Origin of the sequence: Streptomyces sp. NPDC048590, from assembly GCF_043199535.1 — a bacterium.
Taxonomy (GTDB): Bacteria; Actinomycetota; Actinomycetes; order Streptomycetales; family Streptomycetaceae; genus Streptomyces.
In genome coordinates, this window is the sequence record NZ_JBICWC010000004.1 from 1 (window position 1) to 19,726 (window position 19,726).

At 71.6% G+C, this 19,726-nt stretch carries 19 protein-coding genes; 6 read left to right on the top strand and 13 right to left on the bottom strand.

The genetic code is table 11. The features are described 5' to 3' along the window. On the bottom strand, window positions 1–120 hold a 120-nt coding region (locus ACGFNN_RS12220), incomplete at its 3' end, for a helix-turn-helix domain-containing protein (RefSeq protein ID WP_393556210.1). Window positions 121–123: 3 nt separating this feature from the next. Here ACGFNN_RS12220 and tnpA point away from each other — a divergent pair. Both tnpA and ACGFNN_RS12230 read left to right on the top strand, forming a co-directional pair. Further along, window positions 124–561, top strand: coding sequence for an IS200/IS605 family transposase (tnpA, locus tag ACGFNN_RS12225; RefSeq protein WP_393556211.1), 438 nt, complete (start codon window positions 124–126; stop codon window positions 559–561). A 120-nt stretch (window positions 562–681) separates the two neighbouring features. Then, window positions 682–1,203 (top strand): hypothetical protein, encoded by a 522-nt coding sequence (locus tag ACGFNN_RS12230; protein WP_393555134.1) that lies wholly within the window; start codon window positions 682–684, stop codon window positions 1,201–1,203. On the opposite strand, the gene pstB is transcribed toward ACGFNN_RS12230, so the two are convergent. The 10 genes from pstB to ACGFNN_RS12280 form a co-directional block, all read right to left on the bottom strand. After that, window positions 1,184–2,029: a phosphate ABC transporter ATP-binding protein PstB gene (pstB, locus tag ACGFNN_RS12235; protein WP_393555136.1), complete on the bottom strand. Its 846-nt coding sequence runs from the start codon at window positions 2,027–2,029 to the stop codon at window positions 1,184–1,186. The genes ACGFNN_RS12230 and pstB overlap by 20 nt on opposite strands. A gap of 33 nt (window positions 2,030–2,062) precedes the next feature. Beyond that, window positions 2,063–3,001 carry a sortase gene (locus tag ACGFNN_RS12240; RefSeq protein ID WP_393555138.1) on the bottom strand — a complete coding sequence of 313 codons (939 nt, stop codon included), beginning with the start codon at window positions 2,999–3,001 and terminating at the stop codon, window positions 2,063–2,065. A 77-nt stretch (window positions 3,002–3,078) separates the two neighbouring features. Further along, window positions 3,079–4,557, bottom strand: coding sequence for a hypothetical protein (locus tag ACGFNN_RS12245; RefSeq protein ID WP_393555139.1), 1,479 nt, complete (start codon window positions 4,555–4,557; stop codon window positions 3,079–3,081). 101 nt (window positions 4,558–4,658) lie between these two features. Continuing rightward, a complete protein-coding gene (locus tag ACGFNN_RS12250) occupies window positions 4,659–5,579 on the bottom strand; it encodes a hypothetical protein (protein ID WP_393555141.1) in 921 nt (306 codons plus the stop codon). 251 nt (window positions 5,580–5,830) lie between these two features. Then, window positions 5,831–8,314 carry a hypothetical protein gene (locus ACGFNN_RS12255; protein WP_393555143.1) on the bottom strand — a complete coding sequence of 828 codons (2,484 nt, stop codon included), beginning with the start codon at window positions 8,312–8,314 and terminating at the stop codon, window positions 5,831–5,833. Then, window positions 8,311–10,032: a phosphate ABC transporter substrate-binding protein PstS gene (pstS, locus tag ACGFNN_RS12260; RefSeq protein ID WP_393555145.1), complete on the bottom strand. Its 1,722-nt coding sequence runs from the start codon at window positions 10,030–10,032 to the stop codon at window positions 8,311–8,313. Before pstS ends, ACGFNN_RS12255 begins: the two co-directional genes overlap by 4 nt. Then, a complete protein-coding gene (pstA, locus tag ACGFNN_RS12265) occupies window positions 10,029–11,336 on the bottom strand; it encodes a phosphate ABC transporter permease PstA (RefSeq protein WP_393555147.1) in 1,308 nt (435 codons plus the stop codon). Before pstA ends, pstS begins: the two co-directional genes overlap by 4 nt. 66 nt (window positions 11,337–11,402) lie before the next feature. Further along, a complete protein-coding gene (gene pstC, locus ACGFNN_RS12270; protein ID WP_393555149.1) occupies window positions 11,403–12,428 on the bottom strand; it encodes a phosphate ABC transporter permease subunit PstC in 1,026 nt (341 codons plus the stop codon). 61 nt (window positions 12,429–12,489) lie between these two features. Beyond that, a complete protein-coding gene (locus ACGFNN_RS12275) occupies window positions 12,490–12,870 on the bottom strand; it encodes a hypothetical protein (RefSeq protein ID WP_393555151.1) in 381 nt (126 codons plus the stop codon). A 196-nt stretch (window positions 12,871–13,066) separates the two neighbouring features. Continuing rightward, window positions 13,067–13,705 carry a PH domain-containing protein gene (locus tag ACGFNN_RS12280; RefSeq protein ID WP_393555153.1) on the bottom strand — a complete coding sequence of 213 codons (639 nt, stop codon included), beginning with the start codon at window positions 13,703–13,705 and terminating at the stop codon, window positions 13,067–13,069. A 124-nt stretch (window positions 13,706–13,829) separates the two neighbouring features. Between ACGFNN_RS12280 and deoC the strand changes: the two genes are divergently transcribed. The 3 genes from deoC to ACGFNN_RS12295 are packed head-to-tail and all read left to right on the top strand — an operon-like array spanning window position 13,830 to window position 17,187. Continuing rightward, a complete protein-coding gene (deoC, locus tag ACGFNN_RS12285) occupies window positions 13,830–14,777 on the top strand; it encodes a deoxyribose-phosphate aldolase (protein ID WP_362539227.1) in 948 nt (315 codons plus the stop codon). A 6-nt stretch (window positions 14,778–14,783) separates the two neighbouring features. Beyond that, window positions 14,784–16,220, top strand: coding sequence for an aldehyde dehydrogenase family protein (locus tag ACGFNN_RS12290; protein WP_393555155.1), 1,437 nt, complete (start codon window positions 14,784–14,786; stop codon window positions 16,218–16,220). After that, window positions 16,213–17,187, top strand: coding sequence for an aldehyde dehydrogenase family protein (locus tag ACGFNN_RS12295; RefSeq protein WP_393555157.1), 975 nt, complete (start codon window positions 16,213–16,215; stop codon window positions 17,185–17,187). Before ACGFNN_RS12290 ends, ACGFNN_RS12295 begins: the two co-directional genes overlap by 8 nt. A gap of 226 nt (window positions 17,188–17,413) precedes the next feature. Here the strand turns inward: ACGFNN_RS12295 and ACGFNN_RS12300 are convergent, their stop codons facing one another. Beyond that, window positions 17,414–17,845, bottom strand: a complete 432-nt coding sequence (locus ACGFNN_RS12300) for a hypothetical protein (protein WP_362665935.1) — start codon at window positions 17,843–17,845, stop codon at window positions 17,414–17,416. 63 nt (window positions 17,846–17,908) lie between these two features. On the opposite strand from ACGFNN_RS12300, the gene ACGFNN_RS12305 reads away from it, so the two are divergent. After that, complete coding sequence (locus ACGFNN_RS12305; RefSeq protein ID WP_362538819.1) at window positions 17,909–18,619, top strand: uridine kinase; 711 nt, start codon at window positions 17,909–17,911, stop codon at window positions 18,617–18,619. 203 nt (window positions 18,620–18,822) lie between these two features. On the opposite strand, the gene ACGFNN_RS12310 is transcribed toward ACGFNN_RS12305, so the two are convergent. Beyond that, window positions 18,823–19,578, bottom strand: coding sequence for a SigE family RNA polymerase sigma factor (locus ACGFNN_RS12310; RefSeq protein ID WP_393555160.1), 756 nt, complete (start codon window positions 19,576–19,578; stop codon window positions 18,823–18,825). Window positions 19,579–19,726 lie beyond the last annotated feature (148 nt).

Genomic DNA, 19,726 nt, shown 5'->3' on the forward strand with positions numbered 1-19,726 from the left:
GGCGGTCTCCCGAGCGCGGAGCGCGTCGTTGTAGACCACCCGCACACACCCGAACGCCCTGCCCAGCGCTGCGCGCTGACCGGCGCTCGGGTACACGCGGAAGCTGTACCGAAGCTGCACAAGATCACGCTACGCAGTGAGGTTACGAGCGTCGACGCGAACATTCGTACGGGCCGTCACTGTGTCTTCCGCATGCACGTCCACCCGGCTTCCCTGACGAAGAACCGACACCCGGTATTCACCGACCGGCACCCGACGCGGCGCGAGAAGGCCATGCGGGCCGTGTGTGAGGGCTTCGAGGCCGAGCTGGTCGAGTTCAACGGCGAGAACAACCACGTCCACCTGCTGGTGAACTTCCCGCCGAAGGTCGCCGTGTCCAGGCTGGTGAACTCCCTCAAAGGCGTGTCCTCGCGCAGGCTCCGCCAAGAGTTCCCCGACCTCGTGCGCCACTACTGGCGGGCCCAACGCCTTTGGTCCGGCTCGTACTTCGCCGGGTCCGTCGGCGGTGCGCCGCTCAGCATCGTGAAGCAGTACATCGAGCAGCAGAACCGGCCGCACTGACCCGGCCGAGGTGAACAGCGCGGATCCGTACCCACAGCCGAGGTCAGAGCAACTCCCAGATTCGCTTCACCACCGGGCTGAGGCCCGGTGCACTGCGAATGGATCCGGTAGCCGCTCTCCGTGCCGAACGCGGGCCCGGACCACTGGACCGCGTCCTGGCAGGCGTCCACCGTCTCCTGGCCGCCCCTGACCACGCGTGCCGACCAGTCACCGATCCGCAGGACGGTCGCCGTGCCCCGGGAGGCGGCCGGGGGCGGGGAGGCCGAGGCCGCCCTCGTGGCCCCGAGGACCGGGGCGGCGGCGCCGGTGTCCGCCTCCGCGGCACGCACGGGCGCCGGCCTCTCCCCGCGCGAGAGGCCGGGGCCGGTGATCTCGCCGGGGCCGGGGGTGGTGACGTCCGGTCGGGGTGCGGGCCCGGACGCCGGCGGGGCGGAGAGCGCCGGCGCGAGTGATGTGGTGGCGGTGGACGGCGGGGTGACGGGCGAGCCGGCCGTGACGGGCGGGGCGGACCGCGGCACTCTCGGCTGCCGGGCCTCTCCCTCGAGATCCCGCCCCGTACCGCATGCCGCCAGGAGCAGGAGCAGCAGCGCGGTCGCGGCGGGGGCGGCGGACCGGCCCCTTCTCATCCGAAGCGGCCGTTGACGTAGTCGGAGGTCCGGGGGTCCTGGGGTGACTCGAACATGTCCGTGGTCGGCCCGTGCTCGACGATCACTCCCGGGGTCCCCAGCTCGGCGAGGAAGAACGCGCAGGTGTCGGAGACGCGGGCGGCCTGCTGCATGTTGTGCGTGACGATGACGATGGTGACCTCCTCCTTGAGGTCGTGGATCGTCTCCTCGATGCGCCGTGTGGAGGTGGGGTCGAGGGCCGAGCAGGGCTCGTCCATCAGGAGGACGCGCGGGCGGACCGCCAGCGAGCGGGCGATGCAGAGGCGTTGCTGCTGGCCGCCGGAGAGCGCGCCGCCGGGCTGGCGGAGCCGGTCCCGGACCTCCTTCCAGAGGCCCGCCTTGGTCAGGCACTCCTCGACCAGGTCGTCGCGGCTGTCCTTGGACGCCTTGACGCCGTTGAGCTTCAGGCCGGCCAGGACGTTGTCGTAGAGGGACATCGCGGGGAAGGGGTTCGGCTTCTGGAAGACCATGCCGATCTCGCGGCGGGCGTGGGTGAGGCGCCTTCCCCGGTCGTAGATGTCCTGGCCGTCGAGGAGGACCCGGCCGGCGAGGGAGGCGGAGCCGATGAGCTCGTGCATCCGGTTGAGGATGCGCAGGAACGTGGACTTGCCGCAGCCGGAGGGACCGATGAGAGCGGTGACCTCGCGGGAGGGCATGGTGAGCGAGACCCGGTCCAGGACCTTGTGATCGCCGAACCAGGCGGAGATCGCGTCGGCTTCGAGCGACGCGGGGGCGGAGAGCGCGGAGCCCGGCGCGGCGGGTGTCCGGGGCAGGGTCAGGGTGTCGACGGCGGCGTCGGTCATGGGCGGGTACTCCTCGTTCAGGGTGTGGACGCGTCACAGCAGGTTGGGCAGGAGGCGTGTGGCGGCGCCGGCCAGGGCGACACCGAGCGCGCCGAGCACCGGTACGGCTGTGATCCAGGTCTGCCACCGGCCCCAGACGCGCTGGGCCCAGGTGGCGAGGAGGGCTGCGACGAGCAGGGCCTGGGCCCAGAGGAAGACGGCGAGCCATGCACCGCTCTCCCCGGCCAGCGGTTCCTCGGCCGGGCTGATCCATCCGGGCCGCATCTCGCGGGGCGGGTTCGGCTGTACCGGCGTGGTGAGTTCGGCGTCGACCCGCAGGACGCCGGAGGGCGTGTAGGGGCCTCCGGTGGCGGTGATCAGCGTCAGCCGGCCCTGTCCCTGGGCGCGGGGTGCGGGAAGGTCGTCGCCGGGGCGCCGGACTCTGGTGACCCGGTAGACCGCCTTGCCCTGACCGGTGGTGATCTCGACCGACGCGCCCACGGGGAGCTTGTGCAGGGACTGGAAGGGACTGCCGTATCCCCACTGGCGGCCCATGATCACCGCGGTGCCGGACTGCCCCGGGAGCGGGGTGTCACGGCGGTGGCCGGGCCCTGACATCAGCACCTCGGAGGTGGTGCCCTCGCCGACGACCTCGCGCAGCCCGAGCGCGGGGATCCGCAGGAGGGCGATCGGCGCTCCCATCCCCAGGGGCTTGCCGTCGAAGGTCCGCTGCCCCACCGGGGCCGTTCCCAGGGCGAGTTGTCCGCGCAGCTCGTCATAGGCGGTCTGCTGGTCGCGGGAGTGCTGGAGGTGGCCGAGGAGTGCGAGGTTGGCGGCGAATCCGAGGAGGACCGCCGCGAGCACGCACAGGGCGCCGCCGGCCAGGGCGAGGCCGGGCCGGCCGGGCGGACTGCCGGGGGCCGGGGCCCTGCGCGGTTCGGGGGCCTTCGCCCGCGCCTCGGGGGCGGGCTGGGGCGGGCTCAGGACAGTCACGGTCGCTGCGCTCCTGTGGTGGCTGGTGGGTGGGCGGTGGGTCCGGGGCGAGCGCGGCACGCCCCGGACCCGGGCGGTCAGTGGCCTGCGGGGGCCCCGAAGTTCAGCAGGCCCTTGCGGCGTACGTGGATGACACAGGCCGCACCCAGGCTGAGCAGGGCGAGGGAGCCGAGAGCGACGGCCGCGATCCCGCTGCCGGTGGAGGCGAGTCCGCCGGTGGAACCGGTGGTGCCGTCGGAGCCGCCGCCGGAGCCGGCGGTGTCGCCGCCAGACGTGGCGGCGGTGTCCGTGCCGGTGGTGTCGCTCGGGTCGGGGGTGGGGTTCTCCTGCTCGCCGGTGACGAAGGCGAAGGCGACGCTGTGCCCGTCGGCGGCGTCCTCGGCCAGGGTGAGGGTGTGGTCGCCGTCCGCGATGTCCTCGGGGACGGCGAACTCGTAGTCCTTCACGGTGCCTTCGGCGTCCGCCGTGGCGTCGGTGAACTCTGCCTCGCTGCCGCTGAGGGTGGCCTTGACCGTGGCGTCCTCTCCGTAACCGCGGGCGGTGATCAGGACCTTCTGGCCGGCTTCGAGGACGGGTTCGGCGTCCAGGACGTTGCCCTCCTCGTCGGTGACGTCGAGGTCGGCGGGCTCGGTCGGCTCGTCGGTGGGGTCATCCGTAGGACCGTCGGTCGGCGTGCCGGTGGGGGTGCCGGTCGGGGTGGGGGTGCCGGTCGGGGTCGCGCTCTGGCTCGGGGCGGACTTGGCAACGGTGTACGTGGACCAGGTGGACGAGGGCTCGTTCGCCACCCGGTCGGCTGGGTTGAAGCGGGCCTGCACGAGGAGTTCGGTGCCCGGCTCGTACGGGGTCTCGGTGACAAACTCCGCCTTGCCGCCGACGACGGGGACGGTCGCCCCGGCCGCACCGGACTCCGTGGCGCGACCGAGCAGGATCGTCGCGGTTCCCGCCGCGGTGGCCGGGGTGATGCTGACGCTCGTCCTGACGTTCAGCTTGTCGCTGTCGGGGACGGCCACGGCCTCGGAGGTCACCTGGACGTCCGTCGCCGCGCCGGGCTCGGCGACGCGCCAGCCGTCCGCCGTGACGTCGATGGGGACCCGGTAGTCCTGGCCCTGCAGATAGAGCGCCGAGGTCAGGGCGCAGCGCGCGACGAGCGCGAACCTGCCCGTGGTCTGTCCCGTTCCCAGTCTGGAGCCGAGGGCGTAGGTGACCCCGCTCACCGTGAAAGAGCTGCTGGACGCCGTCTCCGTGACGTTGAACGGGGCGAGTGCGAGCCCGCTGAAGGTGCCGTCGGGGCGCTCCAGCTGGAGCACCACCTTGGTGCTCTTGCCCTCCTCGGTCGCCCGGTACGGTGCGGGGCACAGTCCGTCGAACTGCCCTCCGCCGACGGCGGGCTTGGTGGTGAGGTCGCCGCTGGTGGGGCTGACGGTGAGCGCTCCCCCCACGGCGGCGGCGTGGGCGGGCGTCGTCAGGACGGTGAGCGCGGCTGCCGACAGGCCGCAGACCAGCGCCAGGGCGCTGAGCAGTGCCACCGGTGAGCGGAGTGGTGCGGGGCCGTTCATGTGCGAGTCCCCCTGGGGGTCGGTTGTCTCTTCTCGGATACGGCGTGGGGCCGGGCGCCCGAAGGGGCGCCCGGCTGGAGTGGGTCACGGCACGGTGGTGATCAGCTCTCACCCTTGAGGCCGGTCGAGCCGCAGTCGTCGATCGGGGTGAAGCCGTAGTACTCGATGACGTCGGTCGCGGAGCAGACCTCGGAGCCGGCGCCGACGAAGGTCGAGCTGATCACCGGGTCGCTGAGCTCGGAGGTGGGCACGACGTTGTAGACGTCGCGGCCGATCTGGCTGCCGCCGATCCTGCCGAGCACGGTGTCACCGTGCCGGTCGAGAACGACGCCGTTGACCTGGGCGTTGTACTGGGAGACGGAGTAAGGGGCGATGTCCCCGGCGGTGTCCAGCTCGACACCGTTGTGCTCCTGCATCGTGCCGACGCAGGAACCCAGGGTGGGGTTGCCGATCTCGGCGAGGAAGAAGGAGCGGGTGCCGGAGCCGGCCTGGGGCAGCAGCGGTGTCAGGGTGACACCGTTCAGCGTGGTCGTGGTGCACTCGTAGATGCTCTTGAGCTGCGCCTTGGTGAGGTCCAGGTTGTTGTTCAGGGCGCTGTCGTCACGGACCGCGACGGTCACCTGGTCCTCGGCGAAGGGGATGAAGGTGAGGTCGGTGCCGGTGGTGGCCGGGCCGCGGGAGGAGCGCGCGAAGTCGACGCAGCCCGTGGCGTTGTCGACCGCGTTGTTCAGCGCGGTGATGCCCGCCGACGAGCCGTTGGGGCGGGCGATCGAACAGCCGGTGGCGCGGGTCTTGACGGTGCTGGAACCGGTCGCGTCGTACGAGGCGATCAGGGCGCCGTCGTCGATGAACTCACCGAGACCGTTGGCCACGTCCTGGGTGGTGTCGGAGCCGACCCCGGCGAGCACCCGGTAGTCGGTGGGGCTGCCCGGGTCGGCCGAGGCGACGGGGGACATGATGCCCATGCCCAGAGCGACGGCACCCACGACAGCACCGACCCGAACACTGGTCTTGACGTTCATTTCTGTTCTCCTCCATCAAGGACGAAACACAAACAATGGACGCGCACGCACAATTCGAAATTTCCGTGCGACCGACTTCCTTCCGGCCACCGCAAACAATTCCCCAAACGCCCCTGCGCGACCACCAAGCCCAGTTTCCGATCAGGTTAAGGAACCATTTCCTAGGTGACACCTAGGGGATTTCCTGAGCGCCGCGAGAATCCCCCGGATATTCCGCCTCGGAATTCCGGGGGATTCACGTCCGTCGCCGGTCAGTCCGCCGTCACGGCCGCCTTGCGTACCGACAGGCGGAGCATCACCGGCCCGGCGAGGGCCGCCGCCGCGCCGGCGATCAGCACACCGAGGAGCACCCACCGGACGGCCCCGAGGATGTCAGCGGGGGTGAGTCCGCCGGAGGAGGCGACGGTCTTCTCCTGTCCCGAGCCGGCCGAGGTGCCGGGCGGCGCCGACCCGTCCGGGGCGGCCGACGCGTCGGCGCCGCCGCCGACCGTGGTGGCGCCACCCGCGTCCGCCCTGTCCGAGCCGGCCTGCGACAGGCCACCGCCCGTACCGGCTCCGTCACCGCCGGCCGAGGAGCCGCCCTCCGCGCCCGAGCTTCCGGCGGGCGCCGTGACGACGCCCTTCTCCAGGTCCGTAGCCGCCTTGACCGCCTGCTCCCGCATCGCGGCGGGCAGCGGGGCGTATCCCGGTGGCAACTGGCCCGGGACCAGGCCCTGGGTCTGTCCGGCACCGGCCGCGTAGCGGATCATCCGGGCGTAGTCCTCGCGTTCGGCCTCGGGCCGGTCCACCGATCCGGCCGCGTAGGCGACGGCGGTGAGCGGGTAGGCGCCGCCGGTGGCCCGTGCGGGGTCCGGCGCCTTCACGCCGGGCACCGCCGAGTCCTTCATCGTGGCCACGGCCTTGAGCAGGGAGGCGTTGGTGGGCTTGACGAACTCCCCGTCGGCGTTGGGCAGGGCGACGACATCCAGCCGGAGCCGGTCGGCGGAGGCGACGTCCGACAGGCCCATGACCCGCCTGCCGCCCTGGCCCCGGCGCTCACCGGTGAGCTTGCCGCCGGAGGCGCACTCCTGGCAGAGGCTCACATCCGTCGTCTGTCCGCTGTATCCGCGCCGTACCCGCTGCGCCGCGTCGTGCAGGTTCTCGGCGTACGGGACGATCTCCGCTCCGGTGTACATGGCCCACATGCCGTTCGTCCCGTCGACGCGCGTCTCGGTGGGGTCGGCCTTGGGGAAGTGGTCGGGAGCGTCGGCGCCGAGGGCCAGGTCCGTGTAGTACGGATTTATTTTCATGCCCCACGGGTCCTCCTTCCCGTTCAGGAATTCCCGGGCGTCCTTGTCCGACTGGAGGTAACGCCACATGAGGCGGTTCGTGTCGGAATTCTCGCCGGGCAGGACGATTCCGTACGGGACGGACCTCTCGGCCCGGCCCTCCATGACCGGGTTGAGCGCCAGGAACTCGGGGTCCCTGAGCAGCGATTCGGGATTTCCGGCCAGATGGCCGGGCGGCCCCACCGTGTCCACGCTCCAGAATCTGACCCCGGTGACGTAGGACTGGGTGAGGAGTTTGGCGAGCAGGCGGGGGGTCATCCTCAGTTCACGCACCCACTCCACCTCCCTGCCCGAGTCCTCCCAGAGGAATCCGAGGGCGAGCCCGCTCACCGCCAGGGGGGCGTGCACCACGGTGGCGGCCCCGTCCACCGGCTCGACCGGATCGACCGTGACGGCCAGTCCGGGGGAAGTGGCGGAGGGCTGGGTGACGGCGGCCCGCGCACGGTCCTCGCCGGACTGGGTGAAGCTGAAGCGGGTGTCCCCACCGGTGCACAGGACCGTCTGCCAGGAGGACATGGCGTCGGTCAGGAGTTCCGAACCGATGATCCTGCGCTCGGCCTTGTCCGGTTCGCAGGTGTCACCGACCGCGTCGAAGCCCAGGGGGAACACGATGCGCCGGTCCCAGTTGGTCCGGCTCAGCGGGGAGGTGTCGAGTTTCCCGTTCCGGTCCCCCTCGATCTCGTACTCCCCTCGCGGCACGACGACCAGCCAGCAGGAGCGCGGTGTGCTCCGCGTGTCCGAGGCGTCGACGGCACCGCACCCCAGATGCGGGGCCTGGAGCGCCGTGTGCAGTTCGAAGATCGCGGACCCCGTGCCGTCCGCACCGGTCTTGAGCATGGACTCCGCGTTGGTGTCGTTCGGCCCGAAGTAGGTCGTGTCGCTCTCCGAGTCGGTGGCTGCCCCCTCGACCGGCCGGAACGGCACGAACGGCGAGAAGTTGCCGTTGTCCTGGGTGTACTCGGTCTCCCCCGGGTCCGAGCCGGCCACGAGCCGCCGGTTCCAGGTGTCGCGGGCCTCCCCGCCGGGCTGGTTGAACCCGAACACGCACTGCTCACGCCCGGGCCCCGCGGGGTCGTCCCCCCAGCACTGCATGACCTGCAGGAAGTTGGCGATCGCGGAGTCGTCGGAGGTGGGCTTCCCGCCCGTCCAGCTGACCTCCAGCCCTTGGTTCCTCAGGTGCTCCGTCTGGTGGACGGTCACCCTGAGCGAGGAGAAGTCGTCGTACGGGCCCTTGGTGCCGGGCAGTGTCATCGCCGAACTGTCCGCCTCGGCGGCCTCGGCGCGGTCCCCGGATCGCGGCAGGGGCACCAGGGCGACGACGAGGGCGAGGAGTAGCGCTCCGATGCCCGCCGTGGTGCGCCGTGCCGGGTGCGAGCGGGCTCGTACGAGACCGCGTACGCCTCTCATGTCAGGTCTCCTTCGCGGCGGCCGGCCCGTGCGGACAGGGCGCGGGCTATGAGCGGGGGGCCGACGACCACGCCGACCAGCAGCAGGGCGGACAGGATCATCAACGCGCCCCTGAGACCGAGGGAGTCGTCGGCGGCGAGGCTGACGGGGTTCGCGACGACCGAGGAGTCGCCGCCCGCTCCGTCGCTGATCAGTTCGCCGGTGTCCGGGTCGATCACCCCGCCGGACGCGCCGCCCGAGTCGGCGGCGGCCGACTCCTGGGCGTCCGGGGTCCCGTCGCCGTCGGTGTCGGCTCCTCCCCCGGACGTGCCGGCTCCGCCCTGGCCGCCCGTGGCGCCGGTGGCCGAGCCACCGCCGCCCGAGTCGCCCGAAGAGCCGCCGGAGCCGCCCGTGGCGTTCTGGCTGACCGGAGTGGTCTGCTTGGCGCCCGCGGTGCCGGTGGCGCACTGCGTCGGGCCCTTCTTGTCGCAGGCCTTCGGCTGGGGCGCGTTCCTGGCGAGGGTGTTGGTGCCGTCCGAGGAGAAGGTGGGGTTGCGGCAGTCGTTGATGTTCATCTTCCCGGCGGGCGCCCCTGGGATCCGCCGCACCTGGTCGAACCCCGCCTGGACGAGGTTCTTGGGCAGCGGCGAGTAGCCGAGCTCCTCCGCCTGCTGCTGGCCGTCGCAGAGGAAGTAGTTGGAGAACGCCGCCAGCGTCGCGCCCTTCGCCTCGGTCAGCGGGTTCTTGGCGCCTTCCAGGGAGGTCGGCACGATCATGTAGCTGTAGCTGGACAGCGGGTAGGTCCGGTCGTCCTGCGACCGGTAGACGCCGTCGAGGATCTGTGTGAGGTAGTTGCTGGAGCCCTTGTCCGAGTTGATCCGCGCCCCCATCAGACCCACGGCGACGCTGGCCGCGGTCGGCTCGACGTAGTAGTTCGAGGCGTTGAGCACCTTCGCGACGGGGAAGCCTGCCTTGAGGGCGTAGGAGTACTCGACGTAGGTGATGGCGCCCTCGGCGTGGTTCTGCCGTACGTAGCCCGAGACGCCCAGGGAGCCCGACTTGGCGATCTGCGAGGTGCCCGAGGCGCTCGGGAAGTAGGACGTCATCCCGCAGGGCGTGGCCCTTCCGGCCCTCCGGCAGAAGTCGTTCCAGGTGGAGCCGTGCTCCTTCGCCAGCCAGGTGGTGAACTGCGCCGAGGTGCCGGAGCCGTCGGAGCGCACCACGGGGATGATCGCCCTGCTCGGCAGGGTGAGGCCGGGGTTGTCGGCCTTGATCTCCGGGGCGTTCCACCGGGTGATCTTCGAGGTGAAGATCTTGGCGAGCACATCGCCGGACAGGCGCAGGTTGGTGACCCGCTTGCCGCCGATCTTCAGGTTGTACATGAAGGCCGTGCCGCCGGCCACGATCGGCATGTAGGCGTACTCATGGGTCGGGGGCGCGTCCGTGACGCCGCCCTCCTTCAGCCCGTACGGGATCTCCGAGACCGCGAAGTCCGCGGTGCCGTTCTTGAACTGCTCGCGGCCGTTGGAGGAGCCGGTGGCCGCGAAGTTGACGGTCATCCCGAGGTTGGAGGCGACGTTGCGGCGCCACTGGTCGAGGGCGTTGGAGCTCCAGGTCGACCCCGCACCGGTGATCTTGCTGTACGAGGCCGCCCGGGCGGGCGGCTGGCCTGCGGCGAGCAGCGCGCAGAGCAGCGCGGCCAGCACCAGGGCCGGCCGGGACATGGTCACGGGTCTCACGGAGTACTCCTGGTGGTGTCGGCGAGCGGCTGTGCGGGAGAGGTGCGGGCGGCGGTGCGGCTCGCGAAGCGCTCGGCGTCGCGGCGGGAGGCGAGCACCCGGCGGTGGGTCTGCCCCTTGGTGAGCTGTCCGGGGTCGCGTCCGCCGATGACCCGGGCGATCACGAAGAGGAGCAGCACCAGCGCCATCAGGGTCGCCGCCGTGCCGAACCCGCGCGCGATCATGTCGGGTTCGGGCGACTTGACGAACTCGAAGGTGGCCAGCGGCAGCGAGACCTGGGGGCCGGAGAGCGGGTCGGCGTTGAGCTCGGCGGTGAAACCGGCGGTGAGCAGGACGGGAGAGGTCTCGCCCACCCCCCGGGCGGTGCCGAGGATGACGGACGTGGTCAGCCCGGACCTCGCGGTGGGCAGCACCACGTGCCACACGGTGCGCCAGCGCGAGGTGCCCAGCGCGTACGAGGCCTCGCGGAGGTTGCCGGGGACGAGGCGGATCACCACGTCGGCGGCCCGGATGATGATCGGCAGCATCATCACGGACAGCGCGAGGGAGGCCGCCAGGCCCGACTTGTCGAACCCGAAGGCGAGGATGAAGGTGGCGTAGACGAACAGGCCGGCCACGATCGAGGGGAGGGCGGTCATCGCCTCGACGATGGTGCGCACGAAGCGGGCGAAGCGGCCCGGGACCTCGTTGAGGAAGACCGCGCAGACCAGTCCCGCGGGAACGGTCACCACCAGCGCCAGCGAGATCTGCTGTAGCGTCCCGACGATCGCGTGCAGCACTCCGCCGACGCCCAGTCCGTCGAGCGGGCCGGCCAACTGCATGTCCTGGGTGAAGAAGTTGGCGTGCGGCAGCGCCTCACGGCCGCGCCAGAGGGTGAAGACGATGACGAAGCCCAGGGCCACCAGCAGGATCAGCCCCATGGTGCGGACCAGCACCCCGGCCAGCCGGTCCCGGATCGCCGGGCCGTCCTCGTCGAACGACACGAGCAGGGCGTAGACCCCGAGGAACAGCACATAGGCGACGACGGCGAATCCGACCGCCCCGTCGAACGGCAGCATCCGCCCGAAGAGCAGCCCGGTCACACTCAGCGCCGCCGCCGCGGCGCCCACCAGTGCGAACCGGTCGGACGGCCGGGTCGCGGCCAGGGAGCGCTTCTCCTCGGCCGCGCGGCTGCCCGCCCGGGCGGGCAGCACGGTGCGTGACGGAGGGCGGGCGGCCGGGACACCCGGCGTCGGCAGGGCGTTCCACCGAGTGGCGGGCGGGGCGTCGGCGGTGCCGGGCGGTGGTTCGGGAGCAAGTGTCATGGCAGGCGGTGTCCCTGGGGCGTGGCGTCGGATCGGGCGGGGCCGGCGGGCGTCTCGGAGGCCGGCCTACGTGGAGGCGCCGGAGCGGCTGCGGGCGACGATCGACGAGGCGGCGAAGTTGACGACGAGCGTGAGGAGGAACAGCGCGAGCCCCGCGGCCATCAGCGCCGACATCCCGAAGGGGCTGGATTCGCCGTAGCGCAGGGCGATCAGGGCCGCAACCGAACTGGCGCCGTTCTGCAGGACGTGCCACTGGATCTCGAAGACGGGCGAGATGATCAGGTAGACGGCGATGGTCTCGCCGAGGGCGCGGCCGAGGCCGAGCATGGTGCCGCCGATCATGCCGCCCTTGCCGAAGGGCAGGACGACGCTGCGGATCATGCCCCAGCGGGTCGCACCCAAGGCGTACGCGCCCTCCCTCTCGCCCGCCGGTGCCTGCGAGAAGACCTCCCGCATGACCGAGCAGATGATGGGAGCGACCATGAGGGCGACGACGATCCCCGCCACCAGGGTCGAGGAGGTGTAGACGGTCTCCGGGGCGAGCGGGTCGGACGGATCCGCCCCGTCCACCCGGAAGAGCGGGAACCAGCCCAGGTAGGTGGCGATCCAGCGGGCCGTGGGCAGCACCGCCCCCTCGAAGAAGAAGAGTCCCCAGAGCCCGTAGACCACCGAAGGGACCGCCGCCATCAGGTCGACGACGCTGATGAGGGTGCGGCGCAGCCGGGGCGGCGCGTACTCGGAGATGTAGAGGGCGGCTCCCAGGGCCAGCGGTACGGCCACCACGATCGCCGTCAGGGCGATGAGGACCGTGCCGATGAGGACCGCCGCGATCCCGAACCGTCCGGCGTCGGGCTCCCAGGCCTCGGTCGTCAGGAAGGACCAGCCGGCCCGTTCCAGCGCCTGCCAGGCCCGGTAGAGGAGGAATCCGCCCACCAGCAGCATCACGGCCAGCACCAGGCCGCCCCCGCCGCGGGCCACCGTACGGAACACGCGGTCGGGTATGCCCGGGTCCGCGTGCAGCCGCCGGGGGACGTCGGGCGTCGCGGAGGCCCCGTCGGCCGGTACCGCTCGCTCCTGCGTTCGTGTCGTCACCCGGACGACGCTCACGGGGGGCGATGAACCGTTGCGCCCCGTGATGTGAACGAGGGGCGCCCTAAAGGCAACTTCCGGTGTCCTCGCCCACCCGGCCGAGCAGCTTGCGGAACCGCTCGTACGCCGCCAGACAGGTCGAGTGGCGTTCGTACGCGCGGGCCGAGACGGCGGTGCTGCGGCCGTCCGCCCGTCTCAGTAACCACACCCAGCCGTTCCCGGACACCGTGTGCTGCACCGCCCCGGCCTGCTCCTCGAACCCTTTCCTCAGCTCCTCGAAGGCGTCACGGCAGTCGGTGTACGTCCCGAAGGCCCCCGGGGACACCGCGACGACCCGGCCGTTCTGTGCCACCATCCGCCAGGCGAAGCGACCGTCCCCGTCCGTGTCGATCCGGCAGCGCGCGCCCGCCGTGTCCGTTCTGCCGCCACCGTCGGCACCTGTCATGTTCGCCCCCACCCCCGCAGCCCCGCCCGGACGTCGGGGCGGCAAGCGCAATCTATGGAGGCACCCGCGGGCCGTGGGCCCCCTAACGGGTCAGGCGGTCTGTTTTCATCGGGATGTAGCCCCTAGGGCACACCTCGTACACCGGTGCGCCGGACGGCGGTCCGGGCCGGCCTTCGTCACGGGTGGGGCGCTCCGCTCAGCCGATCGCGAGCAGCACCACGAGCAGCACGGCCCCGACCACCGCCGGGGCGATGACCTCGTAGGCCCAGCGCGCCGACGCCGTGACCGCGCCGGTCTCCTTGCGGGCCTCCGCGCGCTCGGCGAGCTCCCGCAGGTCGTCGACCGTACGGTCGGCGGCCGCCGCGCGGGCCTGCGAGTCGCGGACGTCGGCGTGCACGGAGGCGCGGCCGTAGGGGTCGTCGTGGGCCTGCTGGGTGGCCTTGCGGGCAGCGCGCTTGCGCTCGCGGAGCGAGACGGGGACGGCCCACAGCTGGTACTTGGCGCCCTCGTGGGTGAAGACCTCGCTCGAGTAGGAGGCGCGGACGGAGGAGACGTCCGTCCACGGCAGCACGATCGTGCGGAACGGGTTGCGGATCCGGATCCGCTCCTCGTCGGCGAAGACGGCCGGCCGCAGTGTGAACGCCACGATCAGCGGGATGACGGTGAGCAGCGCCGCCAGCGCGAGCCACGGGGCGCGCCCCTCCCCCTGGACCACCGCGTCGCCGCCGATCCAGCCGACCAGCAGGATGAGCAGCGCGCCGCCGACCAGCCCGGCGCCCGAACGGTAGGTCCGCTCGGCGTGGGTCGGCTCGGCGGGAGGAGTGGGGCTCGTCATGGCCCCGATTCTGCCTGAAGAGCCGCGGCCGGTGGGGCGCGGCCTCGCCCGGCCTGTGGAGGACCCGGAACGAACAGGGCCCTGTACAGGTCGCTACGCGCGTAGATATGCTCACCTGGTGACCATGCCCACCACTGCTCCCTCATTCGCCGACGCGACCGCGTCCGACGGGGCGCTGCGCCGCTTCCTGCACGGGCTGCCGGGCGTCGACCCCGTCGGCCTCGAAGCGCGCGCCGCCTCCCTCGGGACCCGGTCGATCAAGACGACCGCCAAGGCGTACGCCATCGATCTGGCCATCTCGATGATCGACCTGACGACGCTGGAAGGCGCGGACACCCCGGGCAAGGTCCGGGCCCTGGCCGCCAAGGCGGTCAACCCCGACCCCACCGACCGCACGACCCCGCGCACCGCGGCCGTCTGCGTCTACCCCGACATGGCGGCCACCGCCGTCGCCGCGCTCGCGGGCTCCGGAGTGAAGGTGGCGTCCGTCGCGACGGCCTTCCCGGCGGGCCGGGCGGCGCTGGACGTCAAGCTCGCCGACGTGCGCGACGCCGTGGCGGCCGGGGCCGACGAGATCGACATGGTCATCGACCGGGGCGCCTTCCTCGCCGGGCGCTATCTGAAGGTGTACGAGGAGATCGTCGCCGTGAAGGCCGAGTGCGGCTCGGCACGGCTCAAGGTGATCTTCGAGACCGGCGAGCTGTCCACCTACGACAACATCCGGCGGGCCTCCTGGCTCGGGATGCTGGCGGGGGCGGACTTCATCAAGACCTCGACCGGCAAGGTCGGCACGAACGCCACCCCGGCGAACACCCTGCTCATGCTGGAGGCCGTACGCGACTTCCGCGAGCAGACGGGCGTGCAGATCGGCGTGAAGCCCGCGGGCGGCATCCGCACATCCAAGGACGCGGTCAAGTTCCTCGTCCTGGTGAACGAGACCGCCGGCGAGGACTGGCTGGACAACCACTGGTTCCGCTTCGGCGCCTCCAGCCTGCTGAACGACCTGCTGATGCAGCGCCAGAAGCTCAGCACCGGCCGCTACTCCGGCCCCGATTACGTGACGGTGGACTGATACGCCATGGCATCCGCATTCGACTACGCACCGGCTCCGGAGTCCCGCTCCGTCGTCGACATCGCCCCTTCGTACGGGCTCTTCATCGACGGCGAGTTCACCGAGGCCGCGGACGGCAAGGTCTTCAAGACTGTCAGCCCGTCGACCGAAGAGGTCCTCTCCGAGGTCGCCAGAGCCGGCGCCGAGGACGTCGACCGCGCCGTGAAGGCGGCCCGCAAGGCGTTCGGGAAGTGGTCGGCGCTGCCCGGCTCCGAGCGCGCCAAGTACCTCTTCCGGATCGCGAGGATCATCCAGGAGCGCTCCAGGGAGCTCGCCGTCCTGGAGACCCTGGACAACGGCAAGCCCATCCGGGAGACCCGCGACGCCGACCTGCCGCTGGTCGCCGCGCACTTCTTCTACTACGCGGGCTGGGCCGACAAGCTCGACCACGCCGGATACGGTACGAACCCCCGCCCGCTCGGTGTGGCCGGCCAGATCATCCCGTGGAACTTCCCGCTGCTGATGCTCGCCTGGAAGATCGCCCCGGCGCTCGCCACCGGCAACACGGTCGTGCTGAAGCCGGCGGAGACCACTCCGCTGTCCGCGCTGTTCTTCGCGGACATCTGCCGGCAGGCCGGACTGCCCAGGGGTGTCGTCAACATCCTGACCGGTTACGGGGACGCGGGCTCCGCGCTCGTCGAGCACCCTGACGTGAACAAGGTCGCCTTCACCGGCTCCACCGCCGTCGGCAAGGCCATCGCCCGGCAGATCGCGGGCACGGGCAAGCGGGCCACGCTGGAGCTCGGCGGCAAGGGCGCCAACATCGTCTTCGACGACGCCCCGGTCGACCAGGCCGTGGAGGGCATCGTCACGGGCATCTTCTTCAACCAGGGCCAGGTCTGCTGCGCGGGCTCGCGCCTCCTCGTCCAGGAGTCGGTGCAGGAGGAGGTCCTGCACTCCCTCAAGCGGAGGCTCTCCACGCTCCGGCTCGGCGACCCGCTGGACAAGAACACCGACATCGGCGCGATCAACTCCGGCGAGCAGCTGGCCCGGATCACCGCGCTCGTCGAGACCGGCGAGGCGGAGGGCGCCGAGCGCTGGACCGCCCCGTGCGAACTCCCCTCCTCCGGCTACTGGTTCGCGCCGACGCTCTTCACCGGCGTCAGCCAGGCGCACACCGTGGCCCGGGACGAGATCTTCGGCCCGGTGCTGTCGGTGCTCACCTTCCGCACGCCCGACGAGGCCGTGGCGAAGGCCAACAACAGTCAGTACGGCCTCTCGGCCGGCATCTGGACGGAGAAGGGCTCCCGCATCCTCGCGGTGGCGAACAAGCTCCGCGCGGGTGTCGTCTGGGCCAACACGTTCAACAAGTTCGACCCGGCCTCGCCGTTCGGCGGGTACAAGGAGTCGGGCTTCGGCCGCGAGGGCGGCCGCCACGGCCTGGAGGCGTACCTCGATGTCTGATCGCGAATCGACCAACGGCTCCGCCGAGCGGCGTCTGAGCGTCTTCAAGACCTACAAGCTGTACGTCGGGGGCAAGTTCCCCCGCTCCGAGAGCGGCCGGGTGTACGAGGTGACGGACTCCAAGGGCAGGTGGCTCGCCAACGCGCCGCAGTCCTCCCGCAAGGACGCCCGTGACGCGGTCGTCGCGGCCCGGAAGGCCTTCGGCGGCTGGTCGGGCACCACGGCGTACAACCGCGGCCAGGTCCTCTACCGCGTCGCGGAGATGCTGGAGGGCCGCAGGGAGCAGTTCGTGAGGGAGGTCGCGGACGCCGAGGGGCTCTCGAAGTCCAAGGCGGCGGCCGTGGTCGACGCGGCGGTCGACCGGTGGGTCTGGTACGCGGGCTGGACCGACAAGATCGGCCAGGTCGTGGGCGGGGCGAACCCGGTCGCGGGCCCGTTCTTCAACCTCTCCACGCCGGAGCCGACCGGCGTGGTCGCGGTCCTGGCGCCGCAGGAGTCGTCGTTCCTGGGGCTCGTCTCCGTCGTCGCCCCGGTGATCGCCACGGGGAACACCGCCGTCGTCGTCGCCTCGGCCTCCTCGCCGCTGCCCGCGCTGTCGCTGGGCGAGGTCCTGGCGACGTCCGACCTGCCGGGCGGGGTGGTCAACATCCTCTCGGGCGTGACGGCGGAGCTGGCCGCCCCGCTCGCCGCCCATCAGGACGTCAACGCGATCGACCTCACGGGGGCGGACGCGGCGCTCGCGAAGGAGCTGGAGGTCGCGGCCGCCGACAACCTGAAGCGGGTCCTGCGCCGGCACGTCACGGGCCACGGCCCCGACGGTGAGGCGCACGGCGCGACCGATCCACAGGCTGTGGACGCCGAGGACTGGTCGGCCGACCCCGGCACCCGGCGCCTGACGGCCTTCCTGGAGACCAAGACGGTCTGGCACCCCACGGGCGCCCTGGGAGCCTCCGGCTCCTCGTACTGACGCCGTACACGTGTGGGGCCGCCTCCGGGCGGCCCCACACGCGCGTCAAGGACCGGACAGCCCTTAGAAGCTGTTGCCTTACTCCGGTTGGATCAGGCTGAGGCGGCAGGTGCCTTCGGATCCAAGGCGGAGGAGGGCGTCGACGCGGAGCGTCGGCAACCGACGACAACGCCGGAGACGGAGGCACCTGCCGCCTCAGCCCCGACCGGGGTAGGACAACAGCTTCTTACGGAAGGTCAGGGGTGATCAGGTCGGTCACCTGTCCGATCACCGGCAGGTCGCCGAGCGCGGCGCCGCTGGTCAGCGGATCGGTGACCAGCGCGGTGGTCACCGGCTTGAAGTCGGCGATCTGCGCGCCCACCGCGTTGTCCAGCGGGTCGACGCCCGTGTTGGCCAGCGGGTCGATCTGCAGGTCGGTGACGGGCTTGAGGGCCCCGGCCAGCCCGTAGCCGAGCGCGCTCGTCAACGCGGGCGAAGCCGTCTCACCGAGCGCCCCGAGAGCGCTGTCCGCGGTGTCCGAACCGGTGGCGGGCGCGGTCGGCGCCGCCGCCTGGGCGGCCGTTCCCCCGGCGCCGAGCGCCGCGCCGAGCGCGGTGAGAGTGAGCCCGGCGCGCAGCAGGGCGCGGCGCCGGGGCTTGGACAGTGCATGACGTGCCATGTTTTCCCACCTGATCGGGACGTGTCGGGTAATCATCCGTGCGCGCAGAGTAGTTGAGGTGTGATGCTCGATACCAACAGGACCTCCCGGGGATCCCCTACGCGGGTCAATGCCTCACACTTCTGTTCTGTGAGTTCCCAAGCGATCCCCACGCGCGTCGTACTGCTGGCCGGTCCGTCCGGCTCCGGCAAGTCGTCCCTCGCAGCCCTCAGCGGTCTGCCGGTGCTGCGTCTGGACGACTTCTACAAGGAGGGCAACGATCCGACACTGCCCCGGGTCACCGGCAGCACGGACATCGACTGGGACTCGGCTCTCTCCTGGGACGCGGACGGCGCCGTCGCCGCGGTGGCGGAGCTGTGCCGCACAGGGCGGACGACCGTACCCGTGTACGACCTCGCCACGAGTGCGAGGACGGGCCGCGAGACGTTCGCCATCGAGCGCACACCGCTCTTCGTCGCGGAGGGGATCTTCGCGGCGGACATAGTGGCGCGCTGCCAGGAACTGGGGCTCCTCGCGGACGCCCTGTGCCTGCGCGGAAGGCCTTCGACGACCTTCCGGCGGCGGCTGCTGCGGGATCTGCGCGAGGGGCGGAAGTCGGTCCCCTTCCTGCTGCGCAGGGGCTGGCGGCTGATGCGGGCCGAGCGGGGCATCGTGGCCCGCCAGACCGCGCTGGGCGCGTACCCCTGCGGCCGTCAGGAGGCCCTGGGGCGGCTGGCCGCCGCGGCGGCGGGGCGCTGCCGCAGGGCGCCCGTGGGCGCGGCGGTTCCGGAGTAGGCGACCGAGGGCTGTCGCGACGATCGTCGGAAGCCGTCGGGTCTCAGGCGTGAACCCCGCGACGAGCCGCGGGCGCGGGAAACGGCGAGCGGGGGCGGACAAGACCCCCCGGCCCGTCCGCCCCCGCCACGCACTCCCCCGTGCCGCAGCCTCCCCCGAGGCCGCGGCCGTTCCCCCTTTTTCCCCCGTTCCCCCCGTAGACCTCAGGCCACCAGCTCGCCGAAGGACTCCTCCTCGTCACGGCCGAAGCTGAGGACCTCGTCCTCACGCAGCCGGCGGAGCGACCGCCAGATGCTCGACTTCACCGTGCCGACACTGATGTCGAGTATGGACGCGATCTCCGGGTCCGTGCGGCCCTCGTAGTAGCGGAGCACCAGCATGGTCCGCTGGAGTTCCGGGAGCCGTGCGAGCGCCTGCCAGAGCACCGCCCGCAGTTCCGTACCCCGCATCGCGTCCGTGTCGCCGGCCGTCTCCGGCAGCTCCTCGGTCGGGTACTCGTTGAGCTTGCGCCTGCGCCATGCGCTGATGTGCAGATTGGTCATGGTGCGGCGGAGATAGCCGCCGACCGCCGCCTTGTCGCTGATCCTGTCCCAGGCCCGGTACGTCGAGAAGAGGGCGCTCTGGAGCAGGTCCTCGGCCTCGTAACGGTCGCCGGTCAGGTGGTAGGCGGTCGCGTACAGGGAGGCACGGCGCTCCTGGACGTAGGCGGTGAACGCCGCTTCGGCGTCCTGTGCGTCGTCCACGCCGTCCAGGTGCTTGCGCGCACCCGGCACCTCCCCGTACGCGCTTCCCCCGTCGTCCCCCGTACGCGCGTCGACCATCGCCAGGAACGACGTGTGGTGACGGCTCGCGCCACGCACCCGCCCCCGTGTTCCGGCGCCGGACTTCTCGGTGCTCCGGCCGAGGTCGTGGAGCCGCGTGACAACTGCGCTTGAGGTGGTGCTGTGCAGTGCGTTCATGTGGCGCCCCCCATCGGTGGAGTCCGTTCGTTCCGTGTGCCAACGAGCTTGCCGGGGCAGTTTCATGGCCCTGTCCCTCGACTGTCACAGGCCTGTCACAGGCCATGTCGGCCGATCAAGTCGGAAGGAAGGTCGAAACGTGGCACCA

Excerpts from the sequence above, each read along its gene's own strand:
- pstA (WP_393555147.1), bottom strand. The coding sequence starts at position 11,336 with ATGACACTTGCTCCCGAACCACCGCCCGGCACCGCCGACGCCCCGCCC.
- ACGFNN_RS12275 (WP_393555151.1), bottom strand. The coding sequence starts at position 12,870 with ATGACAGGTGCCGACGGTGGCGGCAGAACGGACACGGCGGGCGCGCGC.
- ACGFNN_RS12300 (WP_362665935.1), bottom strand. The coding sequence starts at position 17,845 with ATGGCACGTCATGCACTGTCCAAGCCCCGGCGCCGCGCCCTGCTGCGC.
- ACGFNN_RS12250 (WP_393555141.1), bottom strand. The coding sequence starts at position 5,579 with ATGAACGTCAAGACCAGTGTTCGGGTCGGTGCTGTCGTGGGTGCCGTC.
- ACGFNN_RS12245 (WP_393555139.1), bottom strand. The coding sequence starts at position 4,557 with ATGAACGGCCCCGCACCACTCCGCTCACCGGTGGCACTGCTCAGCGCC.
- ACGFNN_RS12255 (WP_393555143.1), bottom strand. The coding sequence starts at position 8,314 with ATGAGAGGCGTACGCGGTCTCGTACGAGCCCGCTCGCACCCGGCACGG.
- ACGFNN_RS12280 (WP_393555153.1), bottom strand. The coding sequence starts at position 13,705 with ATGACGAGCCCCACTCCTCCCGCCGAGCCGACCCACGCCGAGCGGACC.
- ACGFNN_RS12305 (WP_362538819.1), top strand. The coding sequence starts at position 17,909 with ATGCTCGATACCAACAGGACCTCCCGGGGATCCCCTACGCGGGTCAAT.
- ACGFNN_RS12290 (WP_393555155.1), top strand. The coding sequence starts at position 14,784 with ATGGCATCCGCATTCGACTACGCACCGGCTCCGGAGTCCCGCTCCGTC.
- deoC (WP_362539227.1), top strand. The coding sequence starts at position 13,830 with ATGCCCACCACTGCTCCCTCATTCGCCGACGCGACCGCGTCCGACGGG.
- ACGFNN_RS12310 (WP_393555160.1), bottom strand. The coding sequence starts at position 19,578 with ATGAACGCACTGCACAGCACCACCTCAAGCGCAGTTGTCACGCGGCTC.
- pstB (WP_393555136.1), bottom strand. The coding sequence starts at position 2,029 with ATGACCGACGCCGCCGTCGACACCCTGACCCTGCCCCGGACACCCGCC.
- ACGFNN_RS12295 (WP_393555157.1), top strand. The coding sequence starts at position 16,213 with ATGTCTGATCGCGAATCGACCAACGGCTCCGCCGAGCGGCGTCTGAGC.